The organism is Campylobacter concisus (assembly GCF_902460895.1).
Lineage (GTDB): Bacteria > Campylobacterota > Campylobacteria > Campylobacterales > Campylobacteraceae > Campylobacter_A > Campylobacter_A concisus_BC.
Genome location: NZ_CABPVL010000002.1, coordinates 423,255 through 441,563, shown reverse-complemented (window position 1 = coordinate 441,563; position 18,309 = coordinate 423,255). Strand labels below are relative to the sequence as shown.

The 18,309-nt window shown below is 40.9% G+C and carries 24 protein-coding genes; 14 read left to right on the top strand and 10 right to left on the bottom strand.

Translation table 11 applies throughout. From position 1 onward, the window contains the following. The first annotated feature begins 25 nt into the window (after window positions 1-25). Both F3G98_RS10885 and F3G98_RS10880 read left to right on the top strand, forming a co-directional pair. The gene (locus F3G98_RS10885; protein ID WP_262974960.1) at window positions 26-316 is read left to right on the top strand and encodes a LysE/ArgO family amino acid transporter; all 291 of its coding nucleotides are present in this window, start codon (window positions 26-28) and stop codon (window positions 314-316) included. Continuing rightward, window positions 292-633: a LysE/ArgO family amino acid transporter gene (locus F3G98_RS10880; protein WP_258035556.1), complete on the top strand. Its 342-nt coding sequence runs from the start codon at window positions 292-294 to the stop codon at window positions 631-633. Before F3G98_RS10885 ends, F3G98_RS10880 begins: the two co-directional genes overlap by 25 nt. On the opposite strand, the gene ccoS is transcribed toward F3G98_RS10880, so the two are convergent. Genes ccoS through F3G98_RS03410 form a run of 3 tightly spaced genes read right to left on the bottom strand, consistent with a single transcriptional unit; the run spans window position 568 to window position 3,832 of the window. Then, window positions 568-837, bottom strand: a complete 270-nt coding sequence (gene ccoS, locus F3G98_RS03420; protein ID WP_103645212.1) for a cbb3-type cytochrome oxidase assembly protein CcoS — start codon at window positions 835-837, stop codon at window positions 568-570. The two genes, F3G98_RS10880 and ccoS, sit on opposite strands and share 66 nt — an antisense overlap. Further along, a complete protein-coding gene (locus F3G98_RS03415) occupies window positions 837-3,215 on the bottom strand; it encodes a heavy metal translocating P-type ATPase (RefSeq protein WP_149725746.1) in 2,379 nt (792 codons plus the stop codon). Before F3G98_RS03415 ends, ccoS begins: the two co-directional genes overlap by 1 nt. Then, complete coding sequence (locus F3G98_RS03410; protein WP_103607702.1) at window positions 3,212-3,832, bottom strand: helix-turn-helix transcriptional regulator; 621 nt, start codon at window positions 3,830-3,832, stop codon at window positions 3,212-3,214. Before F3G98_RS03410 ends, F3G98_RS03415 begins: the two co-directional genes overlap by 4 nt. 146 nt (window positions 3,833-3,978) lie before the next feature. On the opposite strand from F3G98_RS03410, the gene F3G98_RS03405 reads away from it, so the two are divergent. The 3 genes from F3G98_RS03405 (at window position 3,979) to rho (ending at window position 6,966) form a co-directional block, all read left to right on the top strand. Further along, window positions 3,979-4,362 (top strand): RidA family protein, encoded by a 384-nt coding sequence (locus tag F3G98_RS03405; RefSeq protein ID WP_103607701.1) that lies wholly within the window; start codon window positions 3,979-3,981, stop codon window positions 4,360-4,362. 11 nt (window positions 4,363-4,373) lie between these two features. Continuing rightward, a complete protein-coding gene (locus F3G98_RS03400; protein ID WP_103607700.1) occupies window positions 4,374-5,459 on the top strand; it encodes a pyridoxal-phosphate dependent enzyme in 1,086 nt (361 codons plus the stop codon). A 163-nt stretch (window positions 5,460-5,622) separates the two neighbouring features. After that, a complete protein-coding gene (gene rho, locus F3G98_RS03395) occupies window positions 5,623-6,966 on the top strand; it encodes a transcription termination factor Rho (protein WP_002941811.1) in 1,344 nt (447 codons plus the stop codon). Window positions 6,967-7,110: 144 nt separating this feature from the next. Here the strand turns inward: rho and F3G98_RS03390 are convergent, their stop codons facing one another. After that, window positions 7,111-7,323, bottom strand: a complete 213-nt coding sequence (locus F3G98_RS03390; RefSeq protein WP_002941953.1) for a transcriptional regulator — start codon at window positions 7,321-7,323, stop codon at window positions 7,111-7,113. Window positions 7,324-7,483: 160 nt separating this feature from the next. Here F3G98_RS03390 and F3G98_RS03385 point away from each other — a divergent pair, with 160 nt between their 5' ends. Further along, window positions 7,484-8,083: an outer membrane beta-barrel protein gene (locus F3G98_RS03385; protein WP_103607699.1), complete on the top strand. Its 600-nt coding sequence runs from the start codon at window positions 7,484-7,486 to the stop codon at window positions 8,081-8,083. 47 nt (window positions 8,084-8,130) lie between these two features. Here F3G98_RS03385 and F3G98_RS03380 read toward each other — a convergent pair whose 3' ends face one another. After that, window positions 8,131-8,610 carry a GNAT family N-acetyltransferase gene (locus F3G98_RS03380; RefSeq protein ID WP_149725745.1) on the bottom strand — a complete coding sequence of 160 codons (480 nt, stop codon included), beginning with the start codon at window positions 8,608-8,610 and terminating at the stop codon, window positions 8,131-8,133. Then, window positions 8,610-9,713, bottom strand: coding sequence for a transcription termination factor NusA (nusA, locus tag F3G98_RS03375; protein WP_149725744.1), 1,104 nt, complete (start codon window positions 9,711-9,713; stop codon window positions 8,610-8,612). The genes F3G98_RS03380 and nusA overlap by 1 nt, the downstream gene beginning before the upstream one ends. A 172-nt stretch (window positions 9,714-9,885) precedes the next feature. Here nusA and F3G98_RS03370 point away from each other — a divergent pair, with 172 nt between their 5' ends. From F3G98_RS03370 to F3G98_RS03335, 8 genes are all read left to right on the top strand, one after another. Continuing rightward, entirely contained in the window at window positions 9,886-10,128 is a 243-nt protein-coding gene (locus F3G98_RS03370) for an HP0268 family nuclease (protein ID WP_002941786.1), read from the top strand. Beyond that, entirely contained in the window at window positions 10,128-11,429 is a 1,302-nt protein-coding gene (gene miaB, locus F3G98_RS03365) for a tRNA (N6-isopentenyl adenosine(37)-C2)-methylthiotransferase MiaB (protein ID WP_149725743.1), read from the top strand. The genes F3G98_RS03370 and miaB overlap by 1 nt, the downstream gene beginning before the upstream one ends. Further along, window positions 11,410-12,189, top strand: coding sequence for a lysophospholipid acyltransferase family protein (locus F3G98_RS03360; RefSeq protein WP_107944191.1), 780 nt, complete (start codon window positions 11,410-11,412; stop codon window positions 12,187-12,189). Before miaB ends, F3G98_RS03360 begins: the two co-directional genes overlap by 20 nt. Next, window positions 12,179-12,625 (top strand): hypothetical protein, encoded by a 447-nt coding sequence (locus F3G98_RS03355; protein ID WP_107944190.1) that lies wholly within the window; start codon window positions 12,179-12,181, stop codon window positions 12,623-12,625. The genes F3G98_RS03360 and F3G98_RS03355 overlap by 11 nt, the downstream gene beginning before the upstream one ends. A gap of 60 nt (window positions 12,626-12,685) precedes the next feature. Then, window positions 12,686-13,690 carry a DUF8341 domain-containing protein gene (locus F3G98_RS03350; protein WP_107944189.1) on the top strand — a complete coding sequence of 335 codons (1,005 nt, stop codon included), beginning with the start codon at window positions 12,686-12,688 and terminating at the stop codon, window positions 13,688-13,690. Then, entirely contained in the window at window positions 13,687-14,208 is a 522-nt protein-coding gene (locus F3G98_RS03345) for a PilN family protein (RefSeq protein ID WP_107944188.1), read from the top strand. The genes F3G98_RS03350 and F3G98_RS03345 overlap by 4 nt, the downstream gene beginning before the upstream one ends. After that, a complete protein-coding gene (locus F3G98_RS03340) occupies window positions 14,201-14,737 on the top strand; it encodes a hypothetical protein (protein ID WP_107944187.1) in 537 nt (178 codons plus the stop codon). Before F3G98_RS03345 ends, F3G98_RS03340 begins: the two co-directional genes overlap by 8 nt. A 235-nt stretch (window positions 14,738-14,972) precedes the next feature. After that, window positions 14,973-15,218, top strand: a complete 246-nt coding sequence (locus tag F3G98_RS03335; protein WP_149725742.1) for a winged helix-turn-helix domain-containing protein — start codon at window positions 14,973-14,975, stop codon at window positions 15,216-15,218. Window positions 15,219-15,271: 53 nt separating this feature from the next. Here the strand turns inward: F3G98_RS03335 and F3G98_RS03330 are convergent, their stop codons facing one another. From F3G98_RS03330 to F3G98_RS03315, 4 genes are read right to left on the bottom strand one after another with little or no spacing between them, the layout of a single operon-like run. Further along, on the bottom strand, window positions 15,272-15,895 hold the full coding sequence (locus F3G98_RS03330) for a tetratricopeptide repeat protein (RefSeq protein ID WP_103603107.1): 624 nt from the start codon (window positions 15,893-15,895) through the stop codon (window positions 15,272-15,274). 12 nt (window positions 15,896-15,907) lie between these two features. Then, the gene (locus F3G98_RS03325) at window positions 15,908-16,567 is read right to left on the bottom strand and encodes a tetratricopeptide repeat protein (RefSeq protein WP_021089510.1); all 660 of its coding nucleotides are present in this window, start codon (window positions 16,565-16,567) and stop codon (window positions 15,908-15,910) included. Window positions 16,568-16,577: 10 nt separating this feature from the next. Continuing rightward, window positions 16,578-17,918 carry a dihydrolipoyl dehydrogenase family protein gene (locus F3G98_RS03320; protein ID WP_149725741.1) on the bottom strand — a complete coding sequence of 447 codons (1,341 nt, stop codon included), beginning with the start codon at window positions 17,916-17,918 and terminating at the stop codon, window positions 16,578-16,580. Next, entirely contained in the window at window positions 17,915-18,232 is a 318-nt protein-coding gene (locus tag F3G98_RS03315; RefSeq protein WP_012139947.1) for a hypothetical protein, read from the bottom strand. Before F3G98_RS03315 ends, F3G98_RS03320 begins: the two co-directional genes overlap by 4 nt. Window positions 18,233-18,309 lie beyond the last annotated feature (77 nt).

Sequence of the window (18,309 nt, the reverse complement as noted above, 5' to 3'; positions counted from 1 at the left end):
CTAAACTTTAGCGAGAAGGATAGATTTGCAAGCGTTTATATCTGGATTTTTCACCTCTTTATCGCTTATTTTAGCCATTGGCGCGCAAAACGCATTTGTGCTAAAACAGGGCATCAAAAGAGAAAATATCTTTATCATCTGCCTCATTTGCGCTATTAGCGACGCTGTCTTGATCTTTGCAGGGGTTTTTGGGCTTGGCAGCCTCGTGCAAAACTTCTCCATCATCAAGCAAATCGCCCTATATGGCGGCTTTTTATTTTTACTTTTTTACTCGCTAAAGAGCTTTCACACGTGCTTTTTAAGGACCTTAGCATAGATACCAGCAGCGATTATGCCAGATCAAATTTAAAGAAAAATATCCTTTTAACGCTCGCATTTACTTGGCTAAATCCTCACGTCTATCTTGACACGATGATCCTAATAGGCTCGGTTTCGACTAAATTTAAAGATGAAAATTTGATATTTGGCGTGGGAGCTAGTCTTGCCTCGTTTTGTTTTTTCTTCGCACTTGGCTATCTAGCTAGGTTTTTAGCGCCCATTTTTGCAAGGCCCATCTCTTGGAAAATTTTAGAGTTTTTTGTCGGCCTCATCATGCTCGCCCTTGCCTTCATGCTTATTTTTGCTAGCTTCTAGCCTCTTTTTTAGCGCCTCTTTTTTGCGAAGTTCGAGTGCGTAGGCTTCATTTAGCGCGTCTTCATCATCTAAATTTGCTCCGTCTAAAAATTTGCGGTAGTCTTCAAACTGCCTATTTTTTATCCCCCAAAGCACGCCAAAAAGCAGGGCCGCCCCCATCAAAACCGAGATAAAAACAAGCATCGCAAGAGTCGTTGTATCCACTATTTGTCCTTAAATTTTCTAACTATAAAAAGCGAGTTTAGTATGACGCTTAGCGAGCTTGCCGACATGAAAAGCGCGGCAAAAAGCGGCATGACGTAGCCACACACGGCAAATGGCAGGCTAAGAGCGTTATAAAGCAGGCAAAAGAGCAAATTTTGCTTTATCGTTTTATAAGTAAATTTTGAAATTTTCACCGCTTTTGCAAGGCTTTGAAGGCTATCATCAAGTAGCACCACGTCGCTTTTTTCTAAGCTAACCGCAGCGCCACTTCCCATGCAAATAGCCACGTGAGCGAGGCTAAGCGCGGCTGCGTCGTTTATGCCGTCCCCCACCATCAGCACCTTTTTGCCCTGCTGCTTAAGACCAGCTATAAATTTAGCCTTTTCATCAGGCAGCATCCCTGCTCTAAACTCGCTCACACCAAGCTCATCTGCCACATTTTTTACCACATTTTGCACGTCGCCACTTAGGATACACACCTTCATACCAGCGCTCTTTAGCTCGTCTATCAAAGCCTTTGCCTCGGGCTTTACGCTATCTTTTAGATAAAATTTAGCCACCAGCTCGCCCTGCTTGCCCACAAAAAAGCTAACATTTTCTTCGCTCTCATCAAATTTCACCCCATTTTCAGCCAAAAAGCGCCTGCTTCCAGCCACAAAACGCTCACCCATAATATCAGCGCTAACTCCCTTTGCCGCGCTTAAATTTGCATTTTCAAGCTCAACTTTTTTTGCGCCCTTTTGCTTTAAAAAATCAGCCACCGCCACGCTTATTTGGTGGTTTGAGATGAGGCAAAGCGAGTAAATTTTATCAATACTCACGCTCTCTTTTATAAAAAACTCGCTCACTTCAAATTTAGCCTTTGTGAGCGTCCCAGTCTTGTCAAATACCGCTACGTCGCACTTTGCAAGGCTTTCAAAAAATTTAGCCTCCTTAAAAAGCACCTTGTTTTTAAAAGCAACCCCAAGGGCGCAAACGCTGCTAACTGGCGTGGCAAGGGCTAGCGCGCAAGGACAAGCGATGACGATGACGCTCACAGCTGTCACTACCGCTTCTGAAAAGCTAAATTTAAAGTACCAAAACCAAAATGTAAAAAATGCCAGAGTTAGCACGCTAAGAGAGAATTTCGAGGCGATTTTATTGACTGCTAGCTCGATATTTAGCTTTTTTAGCTCTGCGTTTTGGAGCAAATTTATAAGCTTATTAAGATATGAGTTTTTAAAAATCTGCCTTGCCTCATAGACGATCTGCCCGTTTAAGCAGACAACGCCACTTTTGACCTCGCTGCTAGAGCTTAGCAAAAGTGGCAAGCTTTCGCCTGTTAAGCTTGAGCTATCCACGCTTGCTTCACCGCTAAGCACCACCCCATCAAGCAGCGCTCTCTCGCCTGATCTTAGCACGATCTTTTCGCCTAAATTTACATCCTTTGGCTCTTTTAAAATGTCCTTGCCGTCCTCTAAAACGCACACCTTTGCAAGCAGCATATCACTTAAGAAATTTGAAGTCTCAAGAGCCTTTTTCTTGCCTAAAATTTCTAAAAATTTACCGATAAAAACAAAGGTTATAATCATCGCGACCGAGTCAAAATAGCTCTCGCCGCTTCTTGTAAGCATTGCAAAGATCGAGTAGATGTATGTTACGCTAGCCCCAGTGATAACGAGCAAGTCCATATTTGGCGAGGCATTTTTAATGGCGATCTTTGCCCCCTTAAAAAACTCGCTACCAGTGTAGAAAAGCACAGGCGTTGCCAGCACAAACTGCGCGAAGCTTAGCAGGTCCTTCACGTCGCTTCTGATACCGCTAAAGTAACCGCCATACTGCGCGATCGCTAGCCACATGATATTCATCGTGGCAAAGACGCCAACAAGCGCTTTTGAGTAGAAATTTCGCCTTTTTTTGACTAGCTCGTCCTCTTTTTGGCTCGCCGCGTAGGCCTTTGGAGTGTAGCCAACGGCGTAAATTTTCTCAATTATCTGCTCCACCAAAAGCTCTTGCTCATCGTAAACGATGACTGCTTTTTGGCTAAGCGAGTTGATATTTACCTCCAAGATACCAGGCAGGCTAAAAAGCGCCTTTTCAAGTAGCCAGATGCACGCCGAGCAGGTTATGCCGTCAATGAGAAGCGAAATTTTAGAAAACTCGCCCTCTTTTGTCACTAGCTCGCTAAAATTTGCCGCTAAATTTTTGACATTTGCACCGCTACTTGCAGGATTTAGCGTGTTTTTGCCAAGTCGTTCATAAAACTCGCCAAGGCCACTTTCATTTAAAATTTCATAGACGCCTTTGCAGCCAACACAGCAAAACTTAAGCCCGCCTTTCGCCTCTATCATCGCGCTTTCGTCAAAGCTTTGCTTGCAGTGAGCGCACCTACACTTCACGGACGCTTCTTTTTAAGCTGGTCTAAATAGCCATATATCGTGATCTTTGAGACGTTTAGCTTGGCTGCCACAACCTCGATAGCGCCCTTGATGTTAAAAATGCCCTTTTCGTTCATAAAGCCAACGAGTTCTAGCTTTTGCTCTTTTTTAAGCTTCTTTCCCTCGTTTTTGGCGATGATCTTGTCGATCAAGCCTAAGACGATCTTTGTCACATCGTCATTTTGCTCGCCATCTGGCTCATTTTCACTCGTTTTTAAGAAATTTCTAGCCATTTCAAAAAGGCTCTTTGCCACGCTCGCATCGACATTTACGCATATCGCCCCTATGATCTCGCCGTGCTCATCTCTGATAAAGGCGGTTGAAGACTTCACCAGCTTTTCATCCTTTGTAAAAAAGTAGTTCGCCACGTAGTCGTCTTTGAAATTTTGGCTGTTTAAAACCTCGCTTACAAGGTGATCAAAGCTTTGTCCGACCTTTCTGCCAGTGACGTCGCCAGCTACGTATACGACTGAGCGCTGCGGGTGTGAAAGGTCGTGCAAAACGACTTCGCAGGCAAATGGCGAGCTTTTTTGTATGAGATTTGCCGTTGGGATAAATGCCTTTAATATAGGATGCATAAGGCGCCTTTTGTTTTTGTTTAAGTTTAGCCAAAATATTTTTAAATTTTCGATAAGAAAAATATAATTTTTTATGAAAATTTGTAAAATTTAAGTGAAAACAATAAATTTTTATCTATAATCTTTTAAATTTTTAAGGAGAAAATATGAAAATTTATGAGACCGAAATTTCAAAAAAGAAAAAGGCTCACTACTCTTTAGCGACCGAGCACAACGGCATCCTCTATATCTCAGGCCAGCTTAGCATGGACCCTGAGACTAGGCAGATCCCAGAGGGGCTAAAGGCGCAAACAAGGCAGGCTTTAAAAAACCTTGATAACGTGCTAAAGCTGGCAAATGCGACAAGAAATGACATCTTGATGTGCCGCATCTATACGCCAGATATCGACTTTTGGGACGAGATAGATGACGAGTATGCACTATTTTTTGGCGAGCACAAGCCAGCTCGCGTCGTAGTGCCGACAAATAAGCTTCACTTTGGCTGCCTACTAGAGATCGAAGCTACAGCGATACTTGATAGAAAAATTTAAAAGGAGCGAAAATGCCTAAATTTATCTGCTCAAGGTGCGGCAAGAGCGCAGATTTTGAGACGCCTATATTTGCGTGCGAGTGCGGTGGGCTTTATGATCTGGAGTTTAAACCGGCCAAATTTGATCTAAATTTGATCGACCAGCGCGAGTTTAGCCTATTTAGATACCGCAAATTTTTCCCTATCAAAAATGATCTTTGGCGCGATATCAGCCTTGGCGAAGGGCTAACAAAGAGCGTGAAATTTGATGATTCGCTCTACCTTAAAATGGACTATGCGATGCCAACGCTTTCGTTTAAAGATAGAGGCGCGGTGATGCTTATTTGGTTTTGTAAAACTCATGGCATTAAAAAGATATTGCAAGATAGCAGCGAAAACGCTGGTAACTCGGTCGCTGCATACGCTGCTAGAGCTGGCATAGAGTGTGAAATTTACGTCCCAAAAGGCACAAGCGAGAAAAAGATAAAGATGCTTGAGTACTACGGTGCAAAGGCGGTTGTCTTTGACGGCACGCGCGACGAGACGGCAGATGCTTGCAGAAAAAGGGCAAAAGATGAGGGCATATTTTACGCAAACCACGTATTTAACCCGCTTTTTTACCAAGGCACCAAAACATATATATATGAAATTTACGAGCAGCTTGGCTTTGTCCCTGAAAATCTCTTTTTGCCAGTTGGCAACGGCACCTTGCTAATTGGCTGCGAGATCGCGCTAAACGAGCTATATGAGGCTGGAGTGATCAAAAAACTACCTAAAATTTTCATCGTTCAAAGTGAAAAGTGCGCGCCATTTTTAGGGGCAACAAGCGAGCCACTTGCGATCAAGCCAGAGCTAACTTTGGCTGAGGGCATAGCTATAGCAAAACCTGCTCGTGGCGCTGAGATATTAACTAGCAGTTACGCAGGAGAGCGCGAAGTGATCACGATAAAAGAAGATGATATTGAGCCAGCTAGAAATTTCCTAGCAAGCCGAGGTTTTTACGTCGAGCACACCACAGCAGCGATCTACGCGGCATACGCAAGCTACGTAAAATCGCACAAGATAGAGGGCAGAAGCATCATCTCGATGTGCGGCGCTGGGCTAAAAAGCGAGCATTAAGATAAATTTGCAGGTCATTTTGCCTGCAAATTTGCCTATTTTAGCGACTTTGGCTGTGGCATTTCTTGACAACAAAGTTTTATTTTTATAAAATGCCAAAACTTTCAAAAAACTTTTGAAGCCCAGAATTCTGCAATCTTATCCCCGCATTTAAAGAGGAAAAATGGAAAACAACAACCAAACCGAGCAAAGTGCTGCTCAAAACACAAAAACTACAAAAAAACATCAAGCATCAAGAACTCACGTACCAGTCGACGGACACAAGATCGAAGAGCTAAGAACGCTTAGTTTAGACGAGCTAGTGCAGATCGCAAATGGCGTTGGCGTCGAAAATCCACGCGAATTTCGCAGGCAAGATTTGATATTTGAGATACTAAAAACCCAGACAAAACAAGGTGGCTTTATACTATTTACTGGAATTTTAGAGATCACAAACGAGGGCTACGGCTTTTTAAGGGCTGTTGATGCGAATTTAAGCGACAGCTCAAACGACGCTTATGTTTCAAACTCACAGATACGCAAATTTGCACTTCGTGTGGGCGACATCATTACTGGTCAAGTAAGAGAGCCAAAAGATCAAGAAAAATACTACGCCCTTTTAAAGATCGAAGCGGTAAACTACATGCCTCTAGCAGATGCAAAAGAGAGGCCACTCTTTGACAACCTAACCCCACTTTTCCCAACCGAAAAGCTAAATTTAGAGTATGATCCGATGAAGCTAACGGGCCGTGTGCTTGATCTTTTCACGCCTATTGGCAAGGGTCAGCGTGGCCTCATCGTCGCACCTCCAAGAAGTGGTAAAACTGAGCTTATGAAAGAGCTAGCTCACGGCATCGCCAAAAACCATCCAGAAGCGCAGCTCATGGTGCTTCTAGTAGATGAGAGACCAGAAGAAGTTACCGATATGCAGCGCTGCGTAAAAGGTGAGGTATTTAGCTCGACATTTGACCTGCCAGCGCTTAACCACGTCCGCGTAGCAGAGCTAGTCATCGAAAAGGCAAAACGTCTAGTTGAGATGGGCAAAGATGTCATCATCTTGCTTGACAGCATAACCCGTCTGGCACGTGCCTATAACACAGTGACCCCACCAAGCGGTAAGGTGCTAACAGGCGGTGTGGACGCAAACGCACTTCACAAGCCAAAACGCTTCTTTGGCGCAGCTAGAAACATCGAGCACGGCGGCTCACTAACCATCATCGCAACAGCACTTATCGACACTGGCTCACGCATGGATGAAGTTATATTTGAAGAGTTTAAAGGCACTGGAAACAGCGAGATCGTGCTTGACCGCAACATCTCAGACCGCAGAATTTACCCAGCTATCAACGTGCTAAAATCAGGCACCAGAAAAGAAGAGCTACTTCAAAAACCTGATGAGCTTCAAAAAATTTGGGCTATCCGCTCTGCGATAGCTACAATGGACGATGTCGAAGCACTTAAATTCTTATACGCAAAAATGCTAAAAACAAAAGATAACAAAGAGCTTCTCTCTATCCTAAACGAGTAAATTTAACTGAGCTTGAAGCGCTTGCTTTGAGCTCAAATTTTTTCACTTAAAATATAAGCTCCGGCTTTTCTAGCCAAAAGTATATTAGAAATTTTGAATTTTCAAGCACTTGCAATTATAAAAGAGATTACGATTTTTAAACGATTATTTACTAAATTTTTCTATGTCTTGATTGATTAAATTTTCATATTCACAAAGCTCGTTGCAAGTCTTTTTACTCTGTTCGATAAGCTCATCAAATTTAAATCCAAGCATCACGATACGATAAAGGTTTGGTTTGTGTTTTCGCCAGTTGTAAAGCGTTGCGACATCAACGTCTAAATGATAAGCCATATCACGTTTTGTCATCTTAGCCACTTTACACTCCTTCTTTTTGAGTGATTTTATAAATTTTATTCTGATAAGAAAACAATTGAATTATTTTATGTTTTTTATTAATTTCATTGAATATTTAAACTTTATTTAATATAAGAAAATTTAAAATAGCTGCGTAACATTTTTTAAATAAGGAGTAAAAATGAAAAATGTAGTTTTAAAAGTTGCTTTAGGTTTAAGCCTAGCTAGTGCCGCTGCTTTAGCGCAAGGAGCGTTTGTTGGGGTTGAAGGAGATTATTCTTTTAATTCAAATTTAACAGCAAAAAGCGACAATGGCAAATCAAAAGCTAAAAAAGCACAACCCGGTCTTGGCATAAAAGCTGGTTATGACTTTGACGTAGCTAGAGTTTATGGAGCTTACATATATGACTTTCAAGCCAAAAAGTCACTTGGTGACGAAGATGGCACAATAATAAAATGGAAAACTCATAAATTTATAGTTGGAGCTGACTATACTCCGAGCGTAGCAAAAGATATTAAGTTAGTTCTTGGCGGTTACACTGGTTTTTCAAAGCTTAAAATGGATGTATTTGACACACATGATGGCTCTGAAAAAGGCAACGCAACTGGCTGGATACTAGGTGCAAGAGTTGGCGCAGAATACTCTATAAATGAAAACAATGCAGTTGAGTTTGGTTTAAAAGCTGATAGAACAAAATATCGCTCTATAACAAAATATGATAATGCAAAAATAAAAGAGACAAACGTCGGTCTTTATATGGGATATACATATAAATTTTAATCGCTCGCAAGCTCAAATTTCAAAGCAAATTTGAGCTTTACTAGAAACTATAAATTTACCAGCTTTTCTAAATTTTCGCCGTCTAAGCGGTAGGTTCTCCACTCAAGAGATTGATTTTTAGCGCCCATGCTTTCATAAAATTTAATACTTGGCTCATTCCAGTTTAGGCAGCACCACTCAAGCCTTTTTAAATTTTCATCCTTACAAATTTGAGCTAGAAATTTAAAAAAAGCCTTGCCGATACCTTGATTTCTAAACTCTTTTTTGACGTAGATGTCTTCAAGATACATTCCGCCAAGCCCCAAAAATGTAGAGAATGTATAAAAATAGATAGCGTAGCCAATAGCCCTGCCCTCGCTTTCGCAAACAAGGGCTTTTGCATGATTTTTGTTAAAGATGGAGTCTGCGAAAATTTCATTTGTAAAAGTGACTTGATCACTCATCTTTTCATAGCTCGCAAGCTCTCTTACAAGCTCGCAAATCACGTCTACATCGCCCTCAGTCGCTTTTCTTATTTGAAATTTCATTAGTTATCTCCAAAGAGTGCTTTTAGATCTTTAACCATTTCGCCATTTTCGCTGCTGCTGCTAGTTTTTGAGCCAAGCTCATTTAGCTCGATCTCATAGCCAGTTAGCATGCTTGCAAGGCGGATATTTATGCCATTTTTGCCGATCGCCTTGCTCTTTTGCTCGCTCGCAAGTGTCACGATCGCCTTGTTTTCTTCGATCTTTACAGATGTGATGATCGCAGGTGCCATAGCGCGAGCTACCAAGATCGCTGGCTCGGTGGTGTATTCGATCGCATCGATGCTCTCACCATGAAGCTCTTTGCTTACGGCATTTATCCTAACGCCCTTTGTGCCGACAGTTGCGCCGACTGGATCGATGTTTGGAGTGGTTGAGATGAGTGCTACTTTAGCCCTTTCGCCAGGGATCCTCGCACTTCCTTGGATAATGATGCCGCCATCTTTTATCTCAGGGACTTCTGAAGTTAGCAGCGCTTCAAGAAATTTAGGTGAAGTCCTTGAAAGCTCGACCTTTATGCCTAAATTTTTATCTGTGAAAACTTTTCTAATGACCGCTTTTACCACGTCGCCCACTTTAAATTTCTCGCCTTTTATGCGGTTTTTGCGCGGTAAAACGGCGCGAAGCTCATCTATCTCGATAAAGGTGTTTTCATCGTTATCAACCCTAACAACCGGACCAAATACCATGTGACCGCTCATCTCATTATATTTTTGTAAAATTTTCTCTTCGACTAGGCGTTGGATGTGATACTCAAGCTCCTTGTGAAGCGTTTGGGCGGCTGTTCTGCCGAGATTATCAAGGCTTAGTTCGTAAGTGAGCTCATCTCCGATCTCTACGCCACTATCTATCTTTTTAGCCTCTTTTAAGCTTAAAAAGTGCTCATTGTCTTCAGCAAGCCTCTCGTCGTCGTTTGCTACGATTGAAATTTTTTGATAAAGCTTTAAATTTTTATTTGCATCGATGCTCACGTCATATTCATAATTTTCGCCATAAACCCTTTTAGCAGTGTTTATCAAGGCTCTTATGACACGCTCTTTTACATCTTCTATCTCTAAATTTTTCTCATTTGCAATTGACTCTATAATGTCTGATATTCTTTCCATTTTTTCTCCATTGTGACGATAAATTTCGGGGATTTTTCGTGAAGTTTTGAAATTATACATAAGCCATACTTTTAATAACTTTAAGCTTGTTATTAACTTTTATTTAATCCTTTTTTTATGATGATTTGGGTATATTGACCGATTAAAATTTAAGATTTTGAAAGGATTAAAAATGGAGCTAAAACTTGCAAGAGCCGAATTAGACGCAAAACCAAAAACGATTTCACTAGAAAAGATAGAGGCAGCTGTCGAAAAAGAGGGTCAGAAAATTTTCTATTTTGATAAAGAAAACACGCACAAACAACTAATCGCCTTAGTCGAGCACTTTGAAGAAAAAGGGCTAAGCGTTTATCACAGAACCGTGAAATACGGCCTTGATGATAGCGATTATATGTATGAAGTGCATATACTTTAATGAGTAAAAAACTCTTTATCCAAACTCTAGGTTGTGCTATGAATGTTCGTGACAGCGAGCATATCATAGCCGAGCTCTCACAAAAAGAAGACTACTCCTTAACACAAAACATCGAAGAAGCTGATTTAATCCTTATAAATACCTGTTCAGTTCGTGAAAAGCCGGTGCATAAGCTCTTTAGCGAGGTTGGAGCCTTTGAAAAAGCCAAAAAAAGAGGTGCAAAGATAGGCGTTTGCGGCTGCACTGCAAGCCATTTGGGTAGTGAAATTTTTAAGCGCGCACCTTATGTTGATTTTGTCCTTGGCGCAAGAAATGTTAGCAAGATCACAAAGGCGGTAAATACGCCTAAATTTATCTCAACCGATATCAACCACGACGAGAGCGAATACGCATTTGGTGAGTTTAGAGGCTCGCCATATAAAAGCCACATCAACATCTCGATCGGCTGCGATAAAAAATGCACCTACTGCATCGTCCCACACACCAGAGGCGATGAAATTTCCATCCCTTCAAGCCTCATCTTAAAAGAGGTAGAAAAGGCCGCAAAAAGCGGCGCAAAAGAGATATTTTTACTAGGGCAAAATGTCAATAACTACGGCAAAAGATTTTCAGGCGCGCAAGAAAATATCGATTTTAGCGACCTGTTAGTGAAGATAAGCGAGATAGAGGGCGTTGAGAGGATAAGATTTACAAGTCCGCACCCGCTTCACATGGATGATAAATTTCTTGAAATTTTCACTAATAACCCAAAAATTTGCAAGTCTATGCACATGCCACTTCAAAGCGGAAACACCAAAGTTTTGCACGAGATGAAGCGCGGATACACAAAAGAGTGGTTTTTAGACCGCGCGCTAAGACTTAGAAAGATGTGTCCAGATGTAAGCATCTCAACTGATATCATCGTCGCATTTCCAGGCGAGAGCGAAAGCGAATTTGAAGATACGATGGACGTGCTTGAGCAAGTTAGATTTGAACAAATTTTTAGCTTTAAGTATTCACCTCGTCCGCTTACAAAGGCAGCTACTTTTACAAATCAAATAGACGATAAAACCGCATCAGAAAGGCTAACGCGCCTGCAAAATCGCCACAGCGAAATTTTAGACGAGATCGTAGCAACACAAAAAGATAAAATTTTTGATGTATATTTTGAAGAACTAAGAGCAAATGGCGGCGTTGCTGGGCGAAGTTTTAACAACTTTTTAGTTCAAGTTGATGGCAGCGAAGAGCTTCTTGGCACTACGCAAAAAGTAAAGATCACAAATCCAAAACGAATGGTTTTGTATGGCGAGCTGCAAATTTAAAAACGCCCTTGAAAAGCTCGCCCTAAGTGTTGGCGTCTTTTTCATCTACATTTTGATGTGGCTCATTTTTCTAACCTGCAAAAAGAGCTACACTCCAAATTTCTTGCCACAAAATGGCTGCGTCGTCGTCTTTTGGCACGGCAGACTTAGCTTTATGAGCTTTGCTTACAGGCGCTGGTGGAGCAGCCAAAACAGAAAACAAGGCAAGGTAATAATCAGCGACCACAAAGATGGCGAGCTAATCACCAGAATAATCAATTTTTTTGGCATCGGCACCATTAGAGGCAGCAGCTCAAAAGGCGGCGCAAGGGCGCTCATAGAAGCCCTAAGAGAGATAAAGCAAGGCCACGACGTCATCATCACACCAGATGGCCCACGCGGTCCAAGACACAGCGTAGCAGACGGAGCTGCGGTGATCGCGCAAAAGTCATCTTGCGAAATTTATGCTCTAAATTTCGAAGCAAACTCGTTTTGGGAATTTAAAAGCTGGGATAAGATGATACTTCCAAAGCCATTTTCAACTATAAATTTTAGCCTCTCAGCACCTTTTAGCGTGACAAATTTAGAGCAAAAAAAGGCAAAAGAAAAAATACAAAACGAGCTTTGGCAGGCCTCACAAAATGACGGCGGCAAGAGTGCAAAGCAAAACAAAGAGGATTTTAGATCAAATTTAAAAATTTGGTGGAAAAAATATGCGCATAAAAATCCGCAAATAAGCGATGAGATAAGAGAAATTTTGGACGAAATTTATGAAAAATAAAATTTCTATCTTTATAGCCATTTTTATAATAGCTTTGTTTGGGCTCTTTTTTTACAGCGACAACTCCTACAAGCTCGCTCTTGAAGCGAAATTTTACTACGAGAGTAAAGAGTATGAAAAGGCTATAAATTTAAGCCAAAAAGCCCTTGATCTTGACGCCTACAACAAAATGGCCGCCACCACGCTTAATCAAAGCAAGTCAGCGATAAAATTTAGCTCATACATAAAAAACGGCAAAGAGTATCTTGAGCGCATCAAAAAAATGAGCCAAAATGGCGTCAGTAAGGCTGATAATGAGCGCATCAAAATGATGTGTGATGTGATGATAGAGGATTTTGAAAGCTTAAGAAATTCTGCACTGCTTGATGATGAGCTAAAAAGCGAAGCTCTGAAGATGAAAGAGGCGTTTGCAAAACTAAAAAACGAGCTGTTTTAAACTTATTTAATCCCTTTTTAGCTAACATATCAAAAATAATGCACTAAATTTAGGAGAGTTATGTCTTTTAGCATCAAAAAGCTTTTTTCAAACCTTTTCTTAAGCGCCGTGATCGAGGGCAATGAGTGCGTTTTTTACGGTCAGGTCTTTAGAAATGGCAAGCTTATAAAAACCATAAATGCTAAATTTACAGACATAAGCATCGATAGTGTCGATGAAAAAGTTTTAAAATACATAGAGGAGCAAGAAAAGACCTATTTTGGCGTCTATGTTTCGCTCTTTTTTAACGACGACTCACAAGGTGCGCTGCCTACTGCTAACTTTGACGAGTACAAAAAATTTAACATCAACACGCAAAATTTAACCAGCCTTGTAATGCAAGATAGCTGGAGCATATATGCAAATTTAAATGCTATAAGAAGATATAAAAACCTCTTTGGGCAAGGTAGTGTCGATCTTATCTACTCGCCTATCGCCCTGCTCTTTCACGAGCTTTTAAAGCGTGGAATTTCGCCAAAAACCACGCTATATCTCTACATCCACTCGCACTCTTTTGCACTTGCGATATTTAAAGATAAGCAGATGAAGCTCTCTACATTTTTAAATATGAACGACGCTGAAGAGGGCAACGAAGAGATCGAAAGCCTAAAAGAAGAGGACATAACAGACATCGACAATCTCATCGTCAAAGAAGAAGATGGCGCAACGGCGCTTGATGATTTCAAGAGTTTGGATGATTTCTTAAGCGACGATAAGCCAAAAGAATTTGAAGATCTAAACTACGAGCTAAACATGCCAACTTCGACCAATGTCGAGAAGTCAGTGGCGATCTTTGGGCGCGATATGAAGATGTTTGACTACATCGCAAAGGCTATGAAAGAATTTTATGAAAATCCAATCTACGGCGGCGATTTTATCGAGCAGATCATCGTTTTTGAAAACACAAAGACAAGCGCAACCTTTTTACAATACCTACAATCTGAGCTATTTGTGGAGACATCAAGCTATCCGATCAACACAAATCACATCATGAACGAGATCATGCAAGAAGAGATAACACTATGAAATTTAGCTTCATCACCCCAGAACCAAGACCGCTTCTTTCTATCTTTAGCAAGCTTTGGCTAACGCTCATAGGCTTTGCTTTTGTGGTGCTTTTGGTGGCAAATTTCTTTATCGTTTATAAAAACTACTCAACCAAGAAAAATATAGAATTTCTAGCAAACGAGCAAAAAGAGCTTAGTCAAAAGATAGTCACCACGGATGAAATTTCAGCCAAACTTGCCGTGCAGATAGACTCGGCAAACGATATCTTTACGTCAAATTCTATCCTAAAGCAAAGCTTGCACAACCTTTTTGACCTTGTGCCTGATAGCATCACGCTTGAAGAGGTCTTTATGGATAAAAACTCGCTCATCATCCGCGGCATAACGCCAACAAAAGATGTCTTTAACCAGCTCTTAGCATCACCACTAAGGTCGATTTTCACCACGTCAAATACTAGCTTTTATCAGAGCAAAAACGGCTGGTACGGCTTTATAAGCACAAACAAGATTGATAATTCTGAGGGATATAATGAGTAAAAAAGATACAAGCTTAGAAAAAATCGATCCTGTAAAGCTTTTACTTTTTATATTTGCTTTTATCATAGTTTGCTTCATAATGATATTTGGCTTTATCGTGCCAAATATAAAAGAATTTAAAAGCCTCTCAAGACAAAACTACTCGCAAACCTCATCATACACGAAGGTGAAAAACGAATTTGAAGCTAAATTTAAAGCACTTGAAGCGACAAGACAAAAAGATGGCACTATCATCTTGGCCTATGATACAGCTTTTGATAAGGATAAATTTATAAATTTCGCATCGCAATTTTTTAGCGAGGTAAGCCTTAGCAAGATAGAAGAAGGCGAAAATAACGCAACAGAGAAGTTCTTTAGATACCGCCTAAATGTCACCAGCTCACTTAAAACTCCTCAGAAATTTTATGACTTTCTAGATGCACTTAGCAGCTACGATAGCATCATAAAAGCCGAATTTCCTATCGTAATGAAGGGCGAAAACGACAAAATCCACACAACTTTTAATATAAAAGTTTTTGGATTGAAGTAACCAAGTTTAATAAATTTCTCTGCATTAAATTTAAAATTGCTGTGCCGTTATGGATATAAAAACCAGCTAGAGCCACACCACTGTTGCAAGGTGCCAAACAAAGTTCTTACACGCAGGCGCTGGCACACAAAGCGAGGTTGCAAAACTATGTAAAGAGCTTCAAACCAAGATCATAATAGCGACAAAAGATATTTTTGAAAGCAGGATCAAATTTAAAGAAATTTACGAATACGATATGAAGAGTAAGCAGCTTTTTAAAAATGGCGAAGAGGTGCAGATGCCAAAAAATGAGGCAAAACTCTTCTTTCTGCTCGTGAGTAATATAGAAAAAGTGGTGAGTTACGAAGTGATAGAAAACTACGTCTGGAGCGAGAAGTCGATGAGTAACGAAGCGCTTAGAATGACTATCAAAAAGATAAGGGCAAAAACCGACACCGACCTCATCAAAAACATCTCAGGCGTGGGATATAGACTTAGCTGATCAAACTAAATTTAACTTTGTGTAGCTTTTATAAATTTAAGCTACACAAATTCTTACCTTTTATCCACACATTTGCCAAGTTGGCAGGCTCTTTTGTAAAGTGCGTCTGCCTTTGTTTCATCGCCACTTAGCTTTGCAAGCAAAAAGCATGACTGAGCATACTCAAGTTCACAGCTCTTTGCCAAAAGCTTTAAAACTCTAGCCTCGGCCTTAGTTCTATCTATCTTATGAGTTTTTAAATTTTCGCTTTCGATGTAGGACTTTAGCCCCATTGCCTCGTTGTAGCAGCCAACACCGTCGCCACTATCGCAAGCTAGTTTATAAAGCTTTAGAGCCTTTTCGATATCTTTTTGCTCATCAACTAGCCCTTGCTCATAAATTTGTCCTAAATTTGAGCAAGCAGTCGCAAGCCCAGCATTGCAAGCCTTTTCGTAGTAGCCCTTTGCCTTTACGAAGTCCTTTTCGTTGCTAAAATTTACAGCTAGGTTGTTACAGTCGATGCTATTTCCGCTCTCGCAGTTTTGCACCATCTTCTCTTTTTCAAGCTCAAGACGCTCCGCCCTAGCCTCCTCATCACTTTGCCAAAAGCCAAAGCTCACCATCTTTTGCCACGACCAGCAGCCACTTAGCATAAAGCTAGCAGCTACGATAAGCCCGAAATTTAAAACTTTTTTCACTTATTTTCCTACTTACATGCCAAGCTTTGCGCCAAGTCTTTTCATCTGTGGGCATGCCTTGTTTAGACCACGAAAGCAAGCGACTTTGTAAATCCCATAAGCTCTCTTTTCGTCCTTGTTCATACCAAGACCTAGCTCATACATCGCACCGATATTTGCGCAGCTTGGCAGATCCCCAGCGTTGCAAGCGTTTGTGTAGGCTTCCATCGCTAGATAGTAGTCTTGTTTTACGATCTCGCCCTTGCGGTAGGCGTTGCCTAGATGATAGCAAGCTTGCACGCCGCCACTGTTGCAGCTATCTTTGTAAATTTCGACCGCTTTTTTTGGATCTTTTTTCACGCCAAGGCCGTTTTCATAGAGCGTGCCAAGATTTGAGCAAGCAAGCTGCACCTTCGCATCGCAAGCCTTTTTGTAGTTTGTGTAGGCATTGTCATACTCTTTCATAAGCTCAAAATTTACACCCAAGTCATTGCAAGCTTCAGCATCGCCGCTCTCGCACTTTGGTGTTAAAAGATCGATGGCATTTTTTGAAATTTGCTCTTTGTTTTGCACCACTTTTTCGTCCTTTGGTTGCTGCCACGAGTCATCTTGCTTTGGCGTATCCCCGATGCCGATGACATTTAAGCAGCCTGTGAAAAATAGAGCAGTTAAAAGTAGTAGATATTTTTTCATTTTTGTCCTTTTAGTATTGTCCAAACAAGTCATTTAGGGCTTCGCTGATGCTTGGGTGAGTGAAAATTTGGTTTTTAAAGAAATTTGCATCTGCTTTTAAATTCATCGCAATCGCAATCTCGTTTATGATCTCATTTGCGTAGATGCAGTGAAAGCTAGCCCCTAAAATTTCGCCACTACTAGCTTCAACGATCGCTTTAAGCATGCCCACATCGTGATTTAGCACCTTTGCTCCTGGCACTGCTGCCATGCTAAGCTTTAGTTCTTTGAAATTTAGCCCAAGCTTGCTAGCTTCTTTTGCATTTACGCCAACTCTTGCTAGTGGAGTGTCGGTAAATAGCACATTTGCGTGGATGCTTCTGTTTTGTGTGGTGCGTTTTTTATCGCCAAAAATTTGCGAGAAAACTATCCTAAAATCATCCAAGCTAGTGTAGGTAAAAAGCTCTCCGCCGCGCACGTCGCCCACCGCGTAGATATTTGGCACATTTGTTTGAAGGCGCTCATTTGTCTTTATAAAGCCTTTTTCATTTAGCTCTACACCAGCTGCTTTTAAATTTAGATCATCTAAATTTGCCACTCTGCCAAGCGCTACTAAAAACGCATCAGCCTTGATGATCCTATCTTCATTATCTTGTTTGAAATTTAGCGCATTATCTTTTAGGCTCTCTATCTCGCAGCCCTCTAAAATTTCGATGCCCTGCACGTTTAGCGCATCTTTTACGCTTTTAGTTATATCTTCATCTTCGTTTTTTAGAAGTGGTGAGCGTCCGACGATGGTCACTTTTGAGCCAAAATTTGCAAACATCGATGCAAACTCGATGCCGATAAAGCCGCTGCCAATGATGACAAGATGCTTTGGCATAGTTTTTAGATCAAGCAAGGTTTTACTTGAAAAGACGTTTGAGTTTGTTATCTCAAATGGCGCATACGCCTCTTTTGAGCCGGTATTTATGATGATAAACTCGCCTTCAACGACTTTTTGCTCGCCATTTGATGTCGTAACTAGGACGCTATTTTTATCTTTAAACGAGCCAACACCATCGATCACGTCGATATTTTCTTTATCATTTAGCATCGCATAGTTTTTAGAATTTAAAGCTGAGATTAGCTTATTTTTGTTTTCGATGCTAAGCGTGTAATACTCGTTTTCAACGCTATTGTCTGCATATATCGCCTCTTTTGCAGCTGTGATTAGACGTTTTGTCGGTATGCAGCCTACGTTTATGCAAGTGCCTCCATACATCTTTGGCGATCTCTCGATTAGCGCGACCTTTTTGCCAAGCGCAGCAGCCTTTACAGCTAGCGTCTTGCCAGCCTTACCAAATCCAATAATAACAATGTCATATTTCATTTAATTTTTCCTATTATGTAGTATGTAGTTTCGTTTATCTTTTTGATATCCATTTTGTATTTATTTGCCCAGCTTTTGATGATCTCATCAACACGCTCTTTTATCTCTTTGACGGTCGCAACGTTTTTTATCTTTAGCCTATCCTCACTCCCGCTCATCGCTACAAAGCAAAGGTGTGGCTTTAGATGATCGTTTAGCTCGATCACACTCTTTGGCAAAAGGCCGTCAGTGTTATTTAAAATTCTACGCATATGCTCAGTGGTCGTTTCATCTATGTTGTAGCCAAGCTGTGTCAAAAGTGCGTTATGATCCATATCGTTCCTTTTTGCTTAAATTTGCGATCATTATAAGATAAAATTCGATAAAATCGCCTAAATTTTCAAGGACAAAT